General features: G+C 59.8%; 15 protein-coding genes. 11 read left to right on the top strand and 4 right to left on the bottom strand.

Annotated elements, in window-relative coordinates; translation table 11 throughout:
• The first annotated feature begins 81 nt into the window (after window positions 1-81).
• A complete protein-coding gene (locus ASD03_RS24310) occupies window positions 82-321 on the top strand; it encodes a 4-oxalocrotonate tautomerase family protein (protein ID WP_057216989.1) in 240 nt (79 codons plus the stop codon).
• Window positions 322-559: 238 nt separating this feature from the next.
• Here ASD03_RS24310 and ASD03_RS24305 read toward each other — a convergent pair whose 3' ends face one another.
• The gene (locus ASD03_RS24305; protein WP_057207203.1) at window positions 560-985 is read right to left on the bottom strand and encodes a LysR substrate-binding domain-containing protein; all 426 of its coding nucleotides are present in this window, start codon (window positions 983-985) and stop codon (window positions 560-562) included.
• Between the two features lie 108 nt (window positions 986-1,093).
• On the opposite strand from ASD03_RS24305, the gene cmoA reads away from it, so the two are divergent.
• From cmoA to ASD03_RS24280, 5 genes are all read left to right on the top strand, one after another.
• On the top strand, window positions 1,094-1,855 hold the full coding sequence (cmoA, locus tag ASD03_RS24300) for a carboxy-S-adenosyl-L-methionine synthase CmoA (RefSeq protein WP_057207202.1): 762 nt from the start codon (window positions 1,094-1,096) through the stop codon (window positions 1,853-1,855).
• A 21-nt stretch (window positions 1,856-1,876) separates the two neighbouring features.
• Window positions 1,877-2,614, top strand: a complete 738-nt coding sequence (locus tag ASD03_RS24295) for an isoprenylcysteine carboxylmethyltransferase family protein (protein WP_244494692.1) — start codon at window positions 1,877-1,879, stop codon at window positions 2,612-2,614.
• 225 nt (window positions 2,615-2,839) lie between these two features.
• Complete coding sequence (locus ASD03_RS24290; protein WP_057207331.1) at window positions 2,840-3,493, top strand: response regulator transcription factor; 654 nt, start codon at window positions 2,840-2,842, stop codon at window positions 3,491-3,493.
• A gap of 6 nt (window positions 3,494-3,499) precedes the next feature.
• The gene (locus ASD03_RS24285; protein ID WP_057207200.1) at window positions 3,500-4,822 is read left to right on the top strand and encodes a histidine kinase dimerization/phospho-acceptor domain-containing protein; all 1,323 of its coding nucleotides are present in this window, start codon (window positions 3,500-3,502) and stop codon (window positions 4,820-4,822) included.
• 59 nt (window positions 4,823-4,881) lie between these two features.
• Window positions 4,882-5,556: a phosphatase PAP2 family protein gene (locus ASD03_RS24280; protein WP_051509367.1), complete on the top strand. Its 675-nt coding sequence runs from the start codon at window positions 4,882-4,884 to the stop codon at window positions 5,554-5,556.
• A 98-nt stretch (window positions 5,557-5,654) separates the two neighbouring features.
• Here the strand turns inward: ASD03_RS24280 and ASD03_RS24275 are convergent, their stop codons facing one another.
• The 3 genes from ASD03_RS24275 to ASD03_RS24270 all read right to left on the bottom strand — a co-directional run bounded on the left by ASD03_RS24275 (window position 5,655) and on the right by ASD03_RS24270 (window position 7,862).
• Window positions 5,655-6,221 (bottom strand): tyrosine-protein phosphatase, encoded by a 567-nt coding sequence (locus ASD03_RS24275; RefSeq protein WP_057216986.1) that lies wholly within the window; start codon window positions 6,219-6,221, stop codon window positions 5,655-5,657.
• A gap of 64 nt (window positions 6,222-6,285) precedes the next feature.
• Window positions 6,286-6,438 (bottom strand): hypothetical protein, encoded by a 153-nt coding sequence (locus tag ASD03_RS39305; protein ID WP_156408061.1) that lies wholly within the window; start codon window positions 6,436-6,438, stop codon window positions 6,286-6,288.
• A gap of 8 nt (window positions 6,439-6,446) precedes the next feature.
• Window positions 6,447-7,862 carry an aldehyde dehydrogenase family protein gene (locus ASD03_RS24270; protein WP_057216984.1) on the bottom strand — a complete coding sequence of 472 codons (1,416 nt, stop codon included), beginning with the start codon at window positions 7,860-7,862 and terminating at the stop codon, window positions 6,447-6,449.
• A 92-nt stretch (window positions 7,863-7,954) separates the two neighbouring features.
• Here ASD03_RS24270 and ASD03_RS24265 point away from each other — a divergent pair, with 92 nt between their 5' ends.
• The 5 genes from ASD03_RS24265 (at window position 7,955) to ASD03_RS24250 (ending at window position 13,550) form a co-directional block, all read left to right on the top strand.
• A complete protein-coding gene (locus ASD03_RS24265; RefSeq protein WP_057216982.1) occupies window positions 7,955-8,848 on the top strand; it encodes a LysR family transcriptional regulator in 894 nt (297 codons plus the stop codon).
• Window positions 8,849-9,040: 192 nt separating this feature from the next.
• Window positions 9,041-9,508, top strand: coding sequence for a hypothetical protein (locus ASD03_RS39300; protein ID WP_146160872.1), 468 nt, complete (start codon window positions 9,041-9,043; stop codon window positions 9,506-9,508).
• A 91-nt stretch (window positions 9,509-9,599) separates the two neighbouring features.
• The gene (locus ASD03_RS24260; RefSeq protein ID WP_107026964.1) at window positions 9,600-11,087 is read left to right on the top strand and encodes a nucleobase:cation symporter-2 family protein; all 1,488 of its coding nucleotides are present in this window, start codon (window positions 9,600-9,602) and stop codon (window positions 11,085-11,087) included.
• Window positions 11,088-11,172: 85 nt separating this feature from the next.
• On the top strand, window positions 11,173-11,778 hold the full coding sequence (locus ASD03_RS24255) for a nucleoside deaminase (protein WP_057207196.1): 606 nt from the start codon (window positions 11,173-11,175) through the stop codon (window positions 11,776-11,778).
• 440 nt (window positions 11,779-12,218) lie between these two features.
• Window positions 12,219-13,550 (top strand): DUF2778 domain-containing protein, encoded by a 1,332-nt coding sequence (locus tag ASD03_RS24250; RefSeq protein ID WP_244494691.1) that lies wholly within the window; start codon window positions 12,219-12,221, stop codon window positions 13,548-13,550.
• Window positions 13,551-13,683: the final 133 nt, after the last annotated feature.

Genomic DNA, 13,683 nt, shown 5'->3' with positions numbered 1-13,683 from the left:
TGGTGCTGGCTCGGGACGATCCCCGCGCCGGCCCACCAAATCCGATGATTTACCGAACCAACTCTCGGCAAGGAGACTGCAATGCCTATTGTCACCGTACAGGTTACCCGCGAAGGAACCACGCCCGGCCGCAATTCGGTGTCGGCGGAGGAAAAGGCGGCCATCATCAAGGGCGTCAGCGAGGTGCTGCTCAATGTTCTGCACAAGCCGCTTGAATCGACCTATGTCGTGATCGAAGAGGTCGATCTTGATAACTGGGGCTGGGGTGGGCTTCCGACGGCACAATACCGCACACTGCGTTCTGCCGCCGCCAAGTCCTGAAGCAGTTGGCCAACCGATTTCAACGGTCTCTGCCCAAACGTGTGGGCAGAGACCGTTGCGATAGTGGAAACGCCGGATTTCGTAGCGCAAAGCATGAACGTCGAATCTCTGTCAATCAACCTCGACGTTCGTCCATTTCTCCAACCATTTCAGGAAAACGCCTGCCATGCCGAATTCGACGGGCCTTGAGGTCTCGTAAGCACCGACCACCGGCAACACCGACGCCGCCAAGGCTAAGCTAACCCGATCTCAGCTCGTGTTCGATAAACAGCGGGCTTGCCTGTCCTACTCCCAATCCCGAGATACAAGCGTCGATCGACGCCTCGTCGGTATCGAAAGCGATGCTTCCGCCCCGAGGCTCGAACGTGAGCGCCGCAGAACTGCACCAGCACCGCCAAGACCATGCGTCTGCCGTGTCCAGCAAGATGGGCAAATCGAGGATGTCACTGGCCTCGAGCTGCCCCCTGCTTCCGGCTATCAATTTCGGCGAGCAGACCGCCATCGTCCTATCCAGCAGGAACGCCGATGACACTTCGCGAGCGTCGGCGCTTCGCCGATATGTGATGGTTAGGTCGGGCCTCTCAAGCGAGCCCAGCGCGAGCGATTGGATGACAAGATCGGCGGTCGGATTCTCCTGCCGGAACGATCCGATGAGTGGGATCAACCGTCGTTCAGGTTCATGTCAGGTTCGAATGGCCTGTTGCGAATGTCGGTAGACCTTCATCGCCTGCGATGAAGGTCATGACGCAAGGTATCAATCGGATTGCGACCCATGGCCAACAAGGCACAACACCTGCATCTTCGCTCCAGCGGGAAGGACGAAGTCTTTGCCCGCGACGACCAACAGGTCGGGGATTTCGCCTTCAACGCAACGGTTGCGGATGTGTTCGACGACATGGTCGGCCGCTCCGTTCCTTACTACGAGGAAATGCAGCGCATGGTGTGCGAGCTTGCGCGTGATTTCGCGCAACCCGACACCAACGTCTATGACATCGGCTGCTCCACAGCCACGACCCTTCTAAGCCTCGACGGCGTCATCGAGCCGAGCGTTCGCTTCGTCGGCATCGACAATGCGCCCGACATGCTCGACAAGGCGCGCCAGAAGATAGACGCATCGGCACCCCGCAGGCAGATCGACCTCAAGGTCGCCGACCTCCATCAGGGCGTGGACATGGACAATGCGAGCGTCGTCACCATGTTGCTGACGCTGCAGTTCATTCGTCCGCTCTACCGCGAACGCGTTATGCGCATGATGTATCAAGCTCTCAACGATCGAGGCTGCCTGCTTCTCGTCGAGAAGCTGACGGGTGAAGATACGACCTTCAACCGGCTCTTCATCCAGCACTACTACGATTTCAAGCGGCGCAACGGCTACTCCGAGATCGAGATATCCAAGAAGCGCGAAGCCCTGGAGAATGTCTTGATCCCCTATCGCCTGGAGGAAAACCTGCAACTGCTGAAAGAAGTGGGCTTCCGCAGCGTCGAAGTCTTTTTCCGCTGGTACAATTTCTGCGGCATCGTCGCAGTCAAGTAGGGCGCCGACATGAAGACGCTAATGATACAGCTCGGTAATTTCTTCTTCCGGTACCGCAACCAGGTCTTCCCGGCCATCATCCTGGCACTATTCATCCTGGTGCCGCCGTCAACCGAAATGTGGGGCAGCGGGACAGCGAACCTGCTGAAGACCGCGGCCGCCATTGCTGTTGTTCTCGCCGGGCTGGCATTACGCACGGTCGTGGTGGGCTACGCCTACATTAAGCGCGGCGGGTTGAACAAGAGGGTCTACGCAAAGGACCTGGTCACCGAAGGCATGTTCGGCGTCTGCCGAAACCCGCTCTATGTGGGCAACATGCTCGTCTATACCGGCATTTTCCTGCTGCACGGCAATCCGCTGGTCATTGCGATTGGCGTTGGCCTGTTTGCCTTCATGTACCAATGCATCGTCTATGCCGAGGAAGTTTTCCTGGAGCAGAAGTTCGGCGAAGCCTATCGCGCCTATTGTCGAGACGTGCCGCGCTGGGCGCTGCGGCTTGAGAACTTCCGTCACTCGATCGACGGGATGTCATTCAATTTCAAACGCGTCGTCGCCAAGGATTATTCGACTGTCTCAGCCGCTCTGCTCGCCATCCTCGCAACGGAAATGTATCGGTTCGCCATCGCCGAGAACCTTGAGCACCAGCGATCCTATCTGCTTGTTCTCGCTGCCCTGATGGCGCTTGTCGGCATGGCGACCGCATTGGTCAGCCACTTCAAGAAGCACGGTGCGTTTCGCGAACCGAAGACATCGCTCTAAGGGCGCCGTCTGCCGTGGCACCCTGCCGGAGACGACGGCTTCCATCGCCTCCGCGCCTCTCAGGTTCATGTCAGAAATCCCGCAGCCTACGATCCACAACTCGGCGCCGTTTCGGCCTGAAAGGGAGCCATGGCTCATGAGCAATCCGACCGATCGAAAAACAATCGACTTGACGCATGCCTATGGGCGACAATAGGCAGAGGTTGTTTGGTGGCGGATGGTAGCTTGCGCGTTCTGCTTGTGGAAGACGATCAGGTCCTGGGGGAGGCGCTGCGTGATCACGTCGCCGCCGCGGGCCATGCCGTAGACTGGTTCTTAAGCGTCGTTGATGCGATGTCGGCAACGGGGACGGTCGAATACGGGCTTATCCTTCTCGACCTGAGATTGCCGGATGGAGATGGACTGTCATTGCTCCGGTCTTTACGCTCACGTCAGGATGCAACGCCGGTCATCATCCTGACAGCGCACGATCAAGTATCCGATCGGATCGAGGGACTTAACAGCGGGGCAGACGACTATCTCGTCAAACCCTTCGACCTCGACGAATTGACTGCGCGCATGCTGGCGGTATCGAGGCGCTATGCGGGCAAGCCAACCTCGACCATTCGCCTACCCGGGATCGAGATAGACCAGATCAACCGAAACGTGGTGGTAGACAATGAGGTCCAGCTCTTGAGCGCCCGCGAATGGGCCGTCCTGGACAAACTGGCGGCCAGACCCGGAGCAATTGTGTCCAAGGCACAGCTTCACGAGGAGCTTTACGCCTTCGGCGCCGAGATCGAAAGTAACACGGTCGAGGTCTACATCAGCCGGCTGCGAAAAAAGATCGGCCATGACCGCATCGAAACTGTTCGGGGTGTGGGCTACTGCATCAAGTGAGTGACCATGTTCCAGAAACCAAGCATGACCCGCAAGCTCGTCGTCGCGATCACAAGTGTCGTCGCGGTTTTCTGGCTCGTCGCCATGGGATTTGGCATCCTCATCATGCAGGACGAGTTTTCCGAGATTTTCGATAGCGGCATTCAGGAAACCGCCGAACGCCTGCTTCCGATCGTCATCGACGATCTGGCCGGGCGGGATGCGGGCGATGCGCTACGACGCCCGGCAGAAAAAGCAGCCAGCAACCGCGAATATCTTGTCTACCAGGTTCGCGGTCGGGACGGGCAGATCCTGTTGAAATCGAGGGATGCGCCTGCCGAGCCCTTCCCGGCCCCCCTCGAGGTCGGCTTCTCGCAGAACGATACGCACCGGATATACACGGCCGGGACCGCGGACGGCTCATTCTACATCCAAGTGGCGGACTCCCTCGACAATAGGCGCGAGGCTGCAATCGAGGGGGGAATGGCCCTCTTTTTCCCGATCCTGGCACTCATTCCCGCCAGCATCATTGCCATCATCCTCGTCGTCCGTATGACCCTGTCTCCAATTGAAGGGCTGCGCGACGATATCGGCACCAAGGATGGTGGCAACATGGTGCCGGTGGATGAAGCCGGGCTCCCGGTCGAGCTTCGCCCGATCGCCCGCTCCGTCAACTTGCTGCTGGATCGACTGCGGGCCGTTCTCGAATCCGAGCGGGAATTCACCGCCAACAGCGCACACGAGTTGCGCACACCGATTGCCGGCGCGCTGGCGCAGACCCAACGGCTGCTCGCGGAGGTGCCGCCTTCGCTGTCTGCCCGTGTCGGACAGATCGAACGATCGCTTCAACATCTGGGGCGGCTGGCGGAAAAACTGCTGCAGATGTCGCGCGCTGAAGCAGGCATCGGCGTGTCGGACGAAAAAACGGACCTCTTCCCGGTCCTGCAGGTTGTCATCGAAGACATCGGGCGATCTGCGTTGGGCGCGGGGCGCATCGTGCTTCATGCGCCAGATGAGGCGCGCCTCGAGCGGCAAATCCGCCCGGATGCCTTCGCGATCGTCGTGCGCAACCTGCTTGAGAATGCACTGGTCCACAGCCCGTCGGGCAGTGTCGTCGATGTCTATTTCGGCACTGATGGCATCCGCGTCGTCAATGAAAGCGCCGTCCTCGATCAACCGACATTGGCGGGCCTGACGAGACGGTTCACGCGCGGACCAACGCAAGCGGCCGGCTCTGGACTTGGGCTGTCGATCGTCAAGCGCTTCGTCGAGCAGATGAACGGCAGCCTGGCACTCCAATCTCCTGCGACCGGGAGGTTGGGCGGCTTCGAGGCCGCCGTGCGCCTTTAACCCAGCGGGAGCCCGCCTTGTCCAAGATCGCCGCGCTAACCGAACGGTTTTACAGACGCATGAGGGCGTATGGGCCGCTAGGCATCGCCGCCTTTGCACTGGCATCCGGAGGCGCCTTTGTCTTCATTAGGCTGACGAGCGAGGTGGTCGAGGGAGAAACGCGCGCGTTCGATGAGGCGATCCTGCGCGCGCTGCGCCAGCCCGGCAACCTCTCCGCTCCCATCGGGCCCGGATGGTTGACGCATGTGGTCACCGACATCACCAGCCTCGGTGGCACCACCGTACTGACCCTCGTCACTATCGTTACAGTCGGCTATCTGGTTCTCGCATCGCGTCGCGCCACCGGTATGTTCGTACTGCTCTCGGTTCTGGGTGGATGGTTGCTGAGCACGCTTCTGAAAATCGGGGTTGCGAGACCTCGACCCGACATCGTGCCCCACCTGGTCGATGTGCATGATCTCAGCTTTCCAAGCGGGCATGCGATGCTGTCTGCGGTTACCTATCTGACGTTGGGCCTGCTTCTCTCGCGGGTCCAATCGAACCGCGCCACGCGTCTCTACGTCATCGCCGTGGCCCTGGCGCTGACTTTGATGGTCGGATTGAGCCGGATATACCTCGGCGTTCACTATCCGACAGATGTATTTGGCGGTTGGTGTGCGGGTGCGACATGGGCAACGATCTGCTGGATGATCGCCAGGCGTTATCTGCCCCGCCCCGAGGAGAGTGCCGGTTAGAGCGCTTCCGATTTAAGCGGTGTGAAAGAAATGCTCCATCTCTTTGTTTCCAAACATTTCCTCACGGAAGGTCGCTTGGCACTTTTCCTGGAAATGCCCTAACCGGCGAGGCCGAAGACCTTCTCCAACATCTCCCAGTTCTCATCCATTGCGTAGCTGGGGGAAAGGTAGGGGATCCCGATGTGCCCGAAGCGTATCGACAGCTGTTTTTCGGCGGTCTCTTCGTCGGCCTTGGCGATTTGCTGGAGATAGATGACCGAAGCAAGCCCCGTGCGGTCGGCGCCTGACCGGCAGTGAATGAGGGCCGGTTTGGGAACATCGCGCAGCAGCAATACGAGGTTCAAGGATTGATCGAGTGTCATCTCGTGGCTCGCGGACATCCTGAAGTCCACATGTTTCAGACCGAGCGCTGCGGCAGTTGCGACCTCATCGCGATACCAAGCCGCGCCGTTGTCGACACCACGAAGATTGACGATCGACCTAATGCCAAATCGCTTGGCGTAGTCGGCGATCTGCGCCGACGTCGGCTGGTTCGAACGGTAGAGCTCGCCCGGAACAACCTCGTGGAAGTTCCCGGAAAGCTGGATACCGCCGAGGTACCCTCCGATGATCAATGCGTCCGCGAGTGTCGCCCACAGGATTGGTCTTATGGATCCAAATTTCATCCAACGTGCTCCTTTTCGAGCACCATGGATGCAACCGCTGACATGAAGCTGAACGCCAATGTTGTCAATGTTCGCCTGCTGCGGCTGACCATTGGAAGCTGGAGACGGCGTCATCGCCGCTTGCGAAGAAATCCGTTCCGGCGTCTTCCGAAAGATCGGCGTCCAGCAGGACGATCAGGGGTCTCTCGAGGTCGAGACAGACCTCGAGAGACGCCATCGATTGCCTCAGCCAAGGATCGCCTTGGGCTCAAGATGAGCCTCCAGGCCCACGACGCCGCGTTCGCGGCCAATTCCCGACTGTTTGAACCCACCGAAGGGTGCCAGGGGCTCGTGGGGTGCTCCGTTGATGACGACTCGCCCGGCCTCCAGGCGCGCGGCAACCCGTCGCGCCCGCACGGGATCTGACGACAGGACATAGGATTGCAAGCCGTAGGTCGTGTCGTTGGCGATGGCGATAGCGTCTTCCTCCGTGGCGTAGCCGATCACGCTCAGCACAGGTCCGAAGATTTCCTCGCGCGCGATCCGCATGTCGTTGGTGACGTTGGCAAAGACGGTCGGCTGCACGAACCAGCCGCGCTCAAGGCCTTCAGGTCGGCCCTCGCCGCCGACCAGCAGCGTCGCGCCTTCCTCCTGTCCAAGCTTCAGATAGGATTGCACCCGGTCCCACTGCTTCCGGCTGACCATTGGGCCAACGGACACTTCGGGGTTGGTCGGATCGCCGGCGCGGACCGCCTCGACCTCGGCCTTCAGCCTCGCCAGGGTCTCTGCCATTCTGCGTTCCGGGACGAGAACCCGCGTCCCCGCTACGCAAGCCTGGCCGCTGTTCATGAAACCGGACGCCACCACCACTGGGATCGCCTCATCGAGATCGGCATCGTCCAGAATGATTTGCGGCCCCTTGCCACCGAGCTCCAGCGTCACGCGTTTCATCGTCTCTGCGGCCGACCGCAGGATCGACCGTCCAACTGCTGTCGAACCGGTGAACGTCACCTTGGCGACGTCGGGGTGAGAGGCGAACTCCGCACCGACGACATCACCCCGTCCGGTGACGATGTTGAACAGACCTGCAGGAGCACCCGCCTCATGCAGCGCCTCGGTGACGATCCGGGTCTGGATTGCGCTCATTTCGCTGGGTTTGATCACGATGGTGCAGCCGGCGGCGATAGCCATCGCCATCTTGCCGCAGATGAAGGAGGCATTGCTGTTCCAGGGCGTGATGGCGGCGACGACGCCCAAGGGCATCATGCGCACGTCCGCACGGCCGATGGTCTGGTTGAAATCATAAGCCTCAAGCGTTTCCGCCGCCTCCAGAAAGGCAGTGGCCGCCATGTTCACCATCCAACCGGCGCGGCTCTTCGGCGCGCCGTATTCCTCGACGATAGCGTCGAGCTGATCGTCGAACCGGGCGGCGACCACGTCATGGAAACGGCGCAACAGGACGATCCGCTCCTCCTTGCTGGTCTGCGACCACGCCGGCAGCGCGCGTTTCGCAGCAGCAATTGCGGCGCGGGCGTCCTCGACGTCGCCCAGGCGCACCGCGCCGATCGCTTGTTCGGTAGTCGGGTTGAAAAGCTGGAACCGCTCAGTCCCGTGCGGCGTGACGAAGGCGCCATCGATGTAGATTTCGTTGATATCGCGCATAGTCGTTCTCCTGTTGAAACCAGGATGTAGCGCCTTCCGATTGCGTGTATAAGACCGTGAAAGAGACGCAAACTGTCCCGGAAACCAGCGCAATGAATCGCAGCGGCCTGATTGAACTGGAAGCCGTGGCGGCGGTGGCCCGACGCGGTGGATTTCGCGCCGCCGCCCGCGACCTTGGCATGTCCTCCTCAGCCCTCAGTCACGCGGTCGCGGGTCTCGAGGCGCGGCTTGGCGTACGCCTGTTCGATCGCACCACCCGCAGCGTTTCGCTGTCGGCGGCGGGCGAGCAGTTCATCGCGGAGGTCGCTCCGGCCCTTTCGCAAATCCACGCCGCCATCGAGAATGTCGATCAGCACCGCGAGCGCCCTTCCGGCACGCTGCGGCTGAACACCTCGCTCGGCGCAGCGCGGATGATCCTGTCGCCGCTGATCCTCGAATATCTCCGGCGCTATCCGGAGATGAAGGTCGAGCTGGTGACCGACAATCGGCTGATCGATCTTGTGGAGGAAGGATTTGATGCCGGCTTCCGCCTTCAGGAGAGCCTACCGGCGGACATGATCGCCGTGCCGTTCAGCCGGACGATCCGTTCCATCGTCGTCGGGTCGCCCGCCTATTTTGCGGGCCGCGAACAGCCGCGCGTGCCCGCCGACCTGCTGCGCCATGTCTGCATCCGCATGCGCATGTCCTCCGGTTCGATCTATCGCTGGGAATTCGAGAAGCGCGGCGAGACGGTGGAGATTGACGTTCCCGGCGTCCTGACGCTCGACGAAACCGCATTGATGCACGAGGCGGTTCTCGCCGGCGTCGGCCTGTTGCTGATCACGGAAGACCTGGTCGCCGAGGATCTGGCGGCGAGACGGCTGATCCAGGTGCTGGATGACTGGACCCCGGCCTATCCCGGCCTCAGCCTCTACTACCCCGGGCGGCGGCACGCGCCCGCCAAACTACGCGCCTTCATCGATCTCGTGAAGGAACGATCTCGATAAGCGATAACGTCTCCTTGGCCCCCTTGACAGTATCTGTAAAAACATTGCATCGTTAATTGAAGCGTAGGCCTGTGCCTCGCAAGAATTGCCCCGTTCAACCCACGTTGATGACGATCCGGAGTTCGCAACTCCTGGAACAGGGTCCTAGCGAAACTGGCCAATTGCCAGTTCAACTATGGAGCTGGTGGGGGCATGGAAACCGAACTTCCCTTTGGTAATATTTTTTGCTTTGAGCATGATTGGAAGACCTCAACCGCTGGTCGGTTAGTCTATGGCTTTCATTGCGTTATCTGCCGCAATACGCGCCAGTCTGACGCCCGTCGCAAGTCCCCTGCCAAGAGCGACGTGGTCGCATCAGAGCTGGTCGACGTCCACTCGAAGCGTTTCACAGTCATTGCTCGGTCCCAGGGTATCCATAAAATTATCGGCAGCCTCGATTTCGTTCGCGGAATCAGGATCCGTTCGATCGAGGGTGGCGAAACTGCCTTGCCGCTCGGTCTCTTCGATGATCCGGTTCACCTCTTAGAGCGCGCAGCGCCGCCGGGCACCGCTCCTGAAATTCGGTTCGGACACCCTGCCCCTGTTGCACGACGACACGTCTCTCGTGCGCGTTCCAGCAACGTCGACGATAAGCGGCAACGATCTCTCATTCAGGCATGAGCCCATGCTCGGCATAGGCCTGTGCCCCGATGGCTATGCCGACGTGTCTGACCGAAATGGGGTTCAACTCAAAACGCAACTCAGCAAAGGTATGGAGGAGTTTACCTTGGCAATTATAAAAGAGGGAAGTGCATCAAGCAGGCGCCCGGAAGACGAAAAACTCAGCATCGGCGCCAATATCGCATATGGATTACAGCACGTTCTGACGATGTACGGCGGCATAGTCGCCGTACCCCTTATTGTCGGACAGGCGGCGGGGCTTAGCCCAAGTGACATCGGCCTCCTGGTGACGGCGTCGCTTTTTGCCGGTGGTCTGGCCACCATCCTGCAAACATTGGGATTGCCATTCTTCGGGAGCCGTCTGCCGCTTGTACAGGGCGTTTCGTTCTCGGGGGTTGCGACAATGGTGGCGATTTCCGGCAATGGGGGAATACCGTCTATTCTCGGCGCCGTTATCGCGGCGTCGTTGATCGGGCTATTGATTACGCCCGTATTCTCACGGATTACCCGTTTCTTCCCACCCCTAGTCACCGGTATCGTCATCACCACCATTGGACTAACGCTGATGCCGGTCGCCGCGTTCTGGGCAATGGGCGGCAACAACAGTTCCCCCGATTTCGGAAGCCCGGCAAATATCCAGCTGGCCGCCACAACGCTCGCCATCGTTCTCCTGCTCAGCAAGCTTGGAAGCGCATCGGTTTCAAGGCTCTCCATCCTGCTTGCGCTCGTGATCGGAACGGGCATCGCCTATGCCGTTGGCATGACCGACTTTTCGCAAGTCGGAAATGGCCCCCTCTTCGCCCTGCCGACAATATTCCATTTCGGCTATCCCACCTTCGAGATCGCCGCCATCGTCTCGATGCTGATCGTCATCATCGTGACGCTCGTGGAGACATCAGCCGACATTCTCGCCGTTGGCGAGATCGTCGAAACGAAGGTTGATTCTCACCGCCTGGGCGATGGGCTTCGGGCCGACATGCTGTCGAGTATTCTCGCGCCGATCTTCGGTTCGTTCACACAGAGTGCCTTTGCCCAGAACGTCGGGCTTGTCGCCGTAACCGGCGTGAAGAGCCGCTATGTGGTGGCGACCGGCGGTCTTTTTCTCGTCGCCCTCGGCCTTCTGCCGGTCATGGGACGCGTTGTTGCAGCCGTGCCAAGTTCCGTTCTCGGTGGGGCCGGCATCGTCCTTTTCGGTACGGTCGCGGCAAGTGGCATACGCACGCTCTCCAAGGTCGACTACCACAACAACATGAACTTGATCATCGTCGCGACGTCGATCGGTTTCGGCATGATCCCCATCGCGTCACCGGGATTCTACGAGCACTTCCCGGCCTGGGTCGCGACGATCTTTCATTCCGGCATCAGTTCCGCTGCGTTGATGGCGATCGTCCTCAACCTGCTGTTCAACCATTTCAAAGCAGGAAATGCCGATCAGCAGTCAGTGTTCGTGGCGGGGACAGAACGGACGATCCGCTACAAGGACATCGTGCGGCTTCGCGATGGCGACTACTTCCTCAACGGCAAGCTCTATGACGAAAAAGGCATCGAAATACCGATGATCCCTGAGGGCGCTCACTGAGCATTGCTTTGAAATCACTGTCCGGATCGAAATCTAAACTTTGGTCCGGACAAAAGTTTTTCCCGACATTTCAAGGAGATGAAGAATGTCAGAAGAAATCGAAACGACGCGTCTGCTCGACGCCCTGCTGACAGCCATGGAGGCTGGCATCATCCCCGCCACGGAGGTCGGCGTCGCGGCCGGCAACAAGATCTTCGGAGCGGCGCTGCTGCGGAAATCGGACCTTTCCACTGTGCTCGTCGAAACCAACAACGAAACCGAGAACCCGTTGTGGCACGGGGAGGTTCACACCCTGAAGCGCTTCTATGAGATGACCGGATCCGAGCGGCCGGATACGACGGACCTCATCTTCCTGTCGACCCATGAGCCGTGCTCGATGTGCCTTTCGGCGATCACCTGGGCAGGCTTCGACAACTTCTTTTACTTCTTCAGCCACGAGGATTCCCGGGATGCGTTTTCCATTCCGCACGATTTGAAGATCCTGAAGGAAGTCTTCACGCTGGAGCCAGGGGGCTACAATCGGACGAATTCATTCTGGAAAGGACAGTCGATCATGGGGCTGATCGACGGAGTTCCGGAACCGCAGCATTCGCTTTTGAAGGAAAGAGCAACTGCAATCGGCCGCAAATACGACGACCTCTCTTCTGTCTATCAAGCCAGCAAGGGGGATAATGCAATTCCCCTCAACTAACGCGCCGATCCGTCCCTTCACGTCGGCCTCGATAGAAACCGTCGCCTACTGCATGTTTCCTTAAATCCTGTTCGATTTAAGGATAAAAAGATGCAGCAATTCAAAGGGCTACAGCGACCTTTGCGCGTCAGATAAGACGCGCGGTGCTGTAGCCTGATTGAAGAGTACGCACCGGGTGTAGTCCTTGGTGGGGCTACACCCGGCATCCTACCCCACTTCAGTAGCCAGCCGCCGATCATCCGGCAAACCCACTTGACGGCCGGGAACGGACGCCTTGATGCCAGTTTTAATCTAGTGAGATTCATGGAAAGCAAAATTTAACCATACTTGTTCATTCTTTGTCGATCCGTCGTCAAAAAGGGGACAATCCGGGAAATTGCGCAGCGGTGGTCGCTCGTCGGCCCGAAAGCGTTTGCGAGATTTACTGGCTTGAGATGCGTTTGAGTAAGGTCGTTCGTTCACAGTCTTTGCGCCGTCTGTTGCGTCCACTGCTGATCACCTGTTGCGGCATCGCCCTTGCCGGCGCGGCCGCGGGATCCGTCGTGGGTGCAGTCGCGATGGGCAGCTATTTCGGTCACGGTTCGGGCAACCTCCTGCCCAAACCACAACTCTATGCGGCGCAGCACAAAAAAGAGCGCCCGTGGGTCAAGCAGGCAAGGGTCGAACAGACGCCGAGGCTGGTCGCCGTGGCCGAGCCCGTCGTGCTCGCAAGCCTTAGCGGCGCCGAAGGGAAACTCCCCCGCAGGGCCGATATCTTTGGAGATGCCGAGACGAGTGGCAAGGCTGCACGCTTCAGTTCCGGTGCGAAGCAGGCTGCATTGACATCCGAGCAGCTCGCCAGCCACTTCAGGGCCTCTCATTCCGTCACGCCAGGCCGCGCGATCGCCAGTCTTGACGCGCCGGCACCGGAACGGTTCGGGCCGCCGCGCGCCGTAGCAACCGACAAGCCCTTGGTCTCGTTGGCCTATGCGGGCCCCTCTCAGAGCGCAACGGACAGCGCTGTGTTTTCGGCGTTGCTGACGGTACCAATGGAGGACGACCTCGCGGCCTCGCCGGACCCGAACGCCGAAGATGAGGCCGTTGCCCTGCCAGACTACGAGGACACGCCGTCTTCGGGACCGAAGCCGCAGTTCCGTCCCGGCGGAGATCAAGCCCAAAAGCCTACCGCTGAAACAGAGAAACCCGAGACCCGGCGAGCCAAGGACGACGCAGCGCCGAAGGCCGAAGAACGCGAAACGCCAAAGCAGCAACAGCTTGCCTTTGTGCGGCCGGACAATCCGGCGGACAAAAGATCGGGCGGTGGCCTCGGCGCACTGCGCAACCTATTCGGCGGTGGTGCCCGCGCAGGAAATGGCGTCGCGGTCTACGACATCACCGCCGCGAAGGTCTATATGCCCGACGGCAGCGTGCTCGAAGCCCATTCCGGCATCGGCAAGATGGCCGACAATCCGCGTTACGTAAACGTCAAGATGACCGGACCGACCCCACCGCACACCTACAATCTCAAGATGCGCGAAACGCGCTTCCATGGGGTCGAGGCGGTCCGCATGCTGCCTGTCGACGGAAAGAACAAGCACGGCCGAGACGGTTTCCTGACCCACAGCTACCTGCTGCGCAGCGGCCGGGCGGAATCGCATGGCTGCGTCGCCTTCAAGGACTACAAGCGTTTCCTCACAGCGTTCAAAGAAGGCAAGGTCAGGCAGATCGTCGTGGTTCCGAGCGGCGGACGCGCGGCCGGCATACAGATGGCATCGAACGGAAAGAAGGGCTGACGGACAACATCCCGGCAGTCGCGGTAGTGATGGCCGCCAAGGCGTTTCGCCAACGCGACTGAGAAGGACGCGGCTTGGAGTATTCCAGCTACATCATCTCCGCGCGAAGGCCATAAAGGTCAAAGACATTCCA

It is taken from the genome of Ensifer sp. Root127 (genome assembly GCF_001425225.1).
Taxonomy (GTDB): domain Bacteria; phylum Pseudomonadota; class Alphaproteobacteria; order Rhizobiales; family Rhizobiaceae; genus Ensifer; species Ensifer canadensis.
This window is presented reverse-complemented; position numbering and strand designations above follow the sequence as displayed.

Excerpts from the sequence above, each read along its gene's own strand:
- ASD03_RS24310 (WP_057216989.1), top strand. The coding sequence starts at position 82 with ATGCCTATTGTCACCGTACAGGTTACCCGCGAAGGAACCACGCCCGGC.
- cmoA (WP_057207202.1), top strand. The coding sequence starts at position 1,094 with ATGGCCAACAAGGCACAACACCTGCATCTTCGCTCCAGCGGGAAGGAC.
- ASD03_RS24295 (WP_244494692.1), top strand. The coding sequence starts at position 1,877 with ATGATACAGCTCGGTAATTTCTTCTTCCGGTACCGCAACCAGGTCTTC.
- ASD03_RS24285 (WP_057207200.1), top strand. The coding sequence starts at position 3,500 with ATGTTCCAGAAACCAAGCATGACCCGCAAGCTCGTCGTCGCGATCACA.
- ASD03_RS24280 (WP_051509367.1), top strand. The coding sequence starts at position 4,882 with ATGAGGGCGTATGGGCCGCTAGGCATCGCCGCCTTTGCACTGGCATCC.
- ASD03_RS24275 (WP_057216986.1), bottom strand. The coding sequence starts at position 6,221 with ATGAAATTTGGATCCATAAGACCAATCCTGTGGGCGACACTCGCGGAC.
- ASD03_RS39305 (WP_156408061.1), bottom strand. The coding sequence starts at position 6,438 with ATGGCGTCTCTCGAGGTCTGTCTCGACCTCGAGAGACCCCTGATCGTC.
- ASD03_RS24270 (WP_057216984.1), bottom strand. The coding sequence starts at position 7,862 with ATGCGCGATATCAACGAAATCTACATCGATGGCGCCTTCGTCACGCCG.
- ASD03_RS24265 (WP_057216982.1), top strand. The coding sequence starts at position 7,955 with ATGAATCGCAGCGGCCTGATTGAACTGGAAGCCGTGGCGGCGGTGGCC.
- ASD03_RS39300 (WP_146160872.1), top strand. The coding sequence starts at position 9,041 with ATGGAAACCGAACTTCCCTTTGGTAATATTTTTTGCTTTGAGCATGAT.
- ASD03_RS24260 (WP_107026964.1), top strand. The coding sequence starts at position 9,600 with ATGGAGGAGTTTACCTTGGCAATTATAAAAGAGGGAAGTGCATCAAGC.
- ASD03_RS24255 (WP_057207196.1), top strand. The coding sequence starts at position 11,173 with ATGTCAGAAGAAATCGAAACGACGCGTCTGCTCGACGCCCTGCTGACA.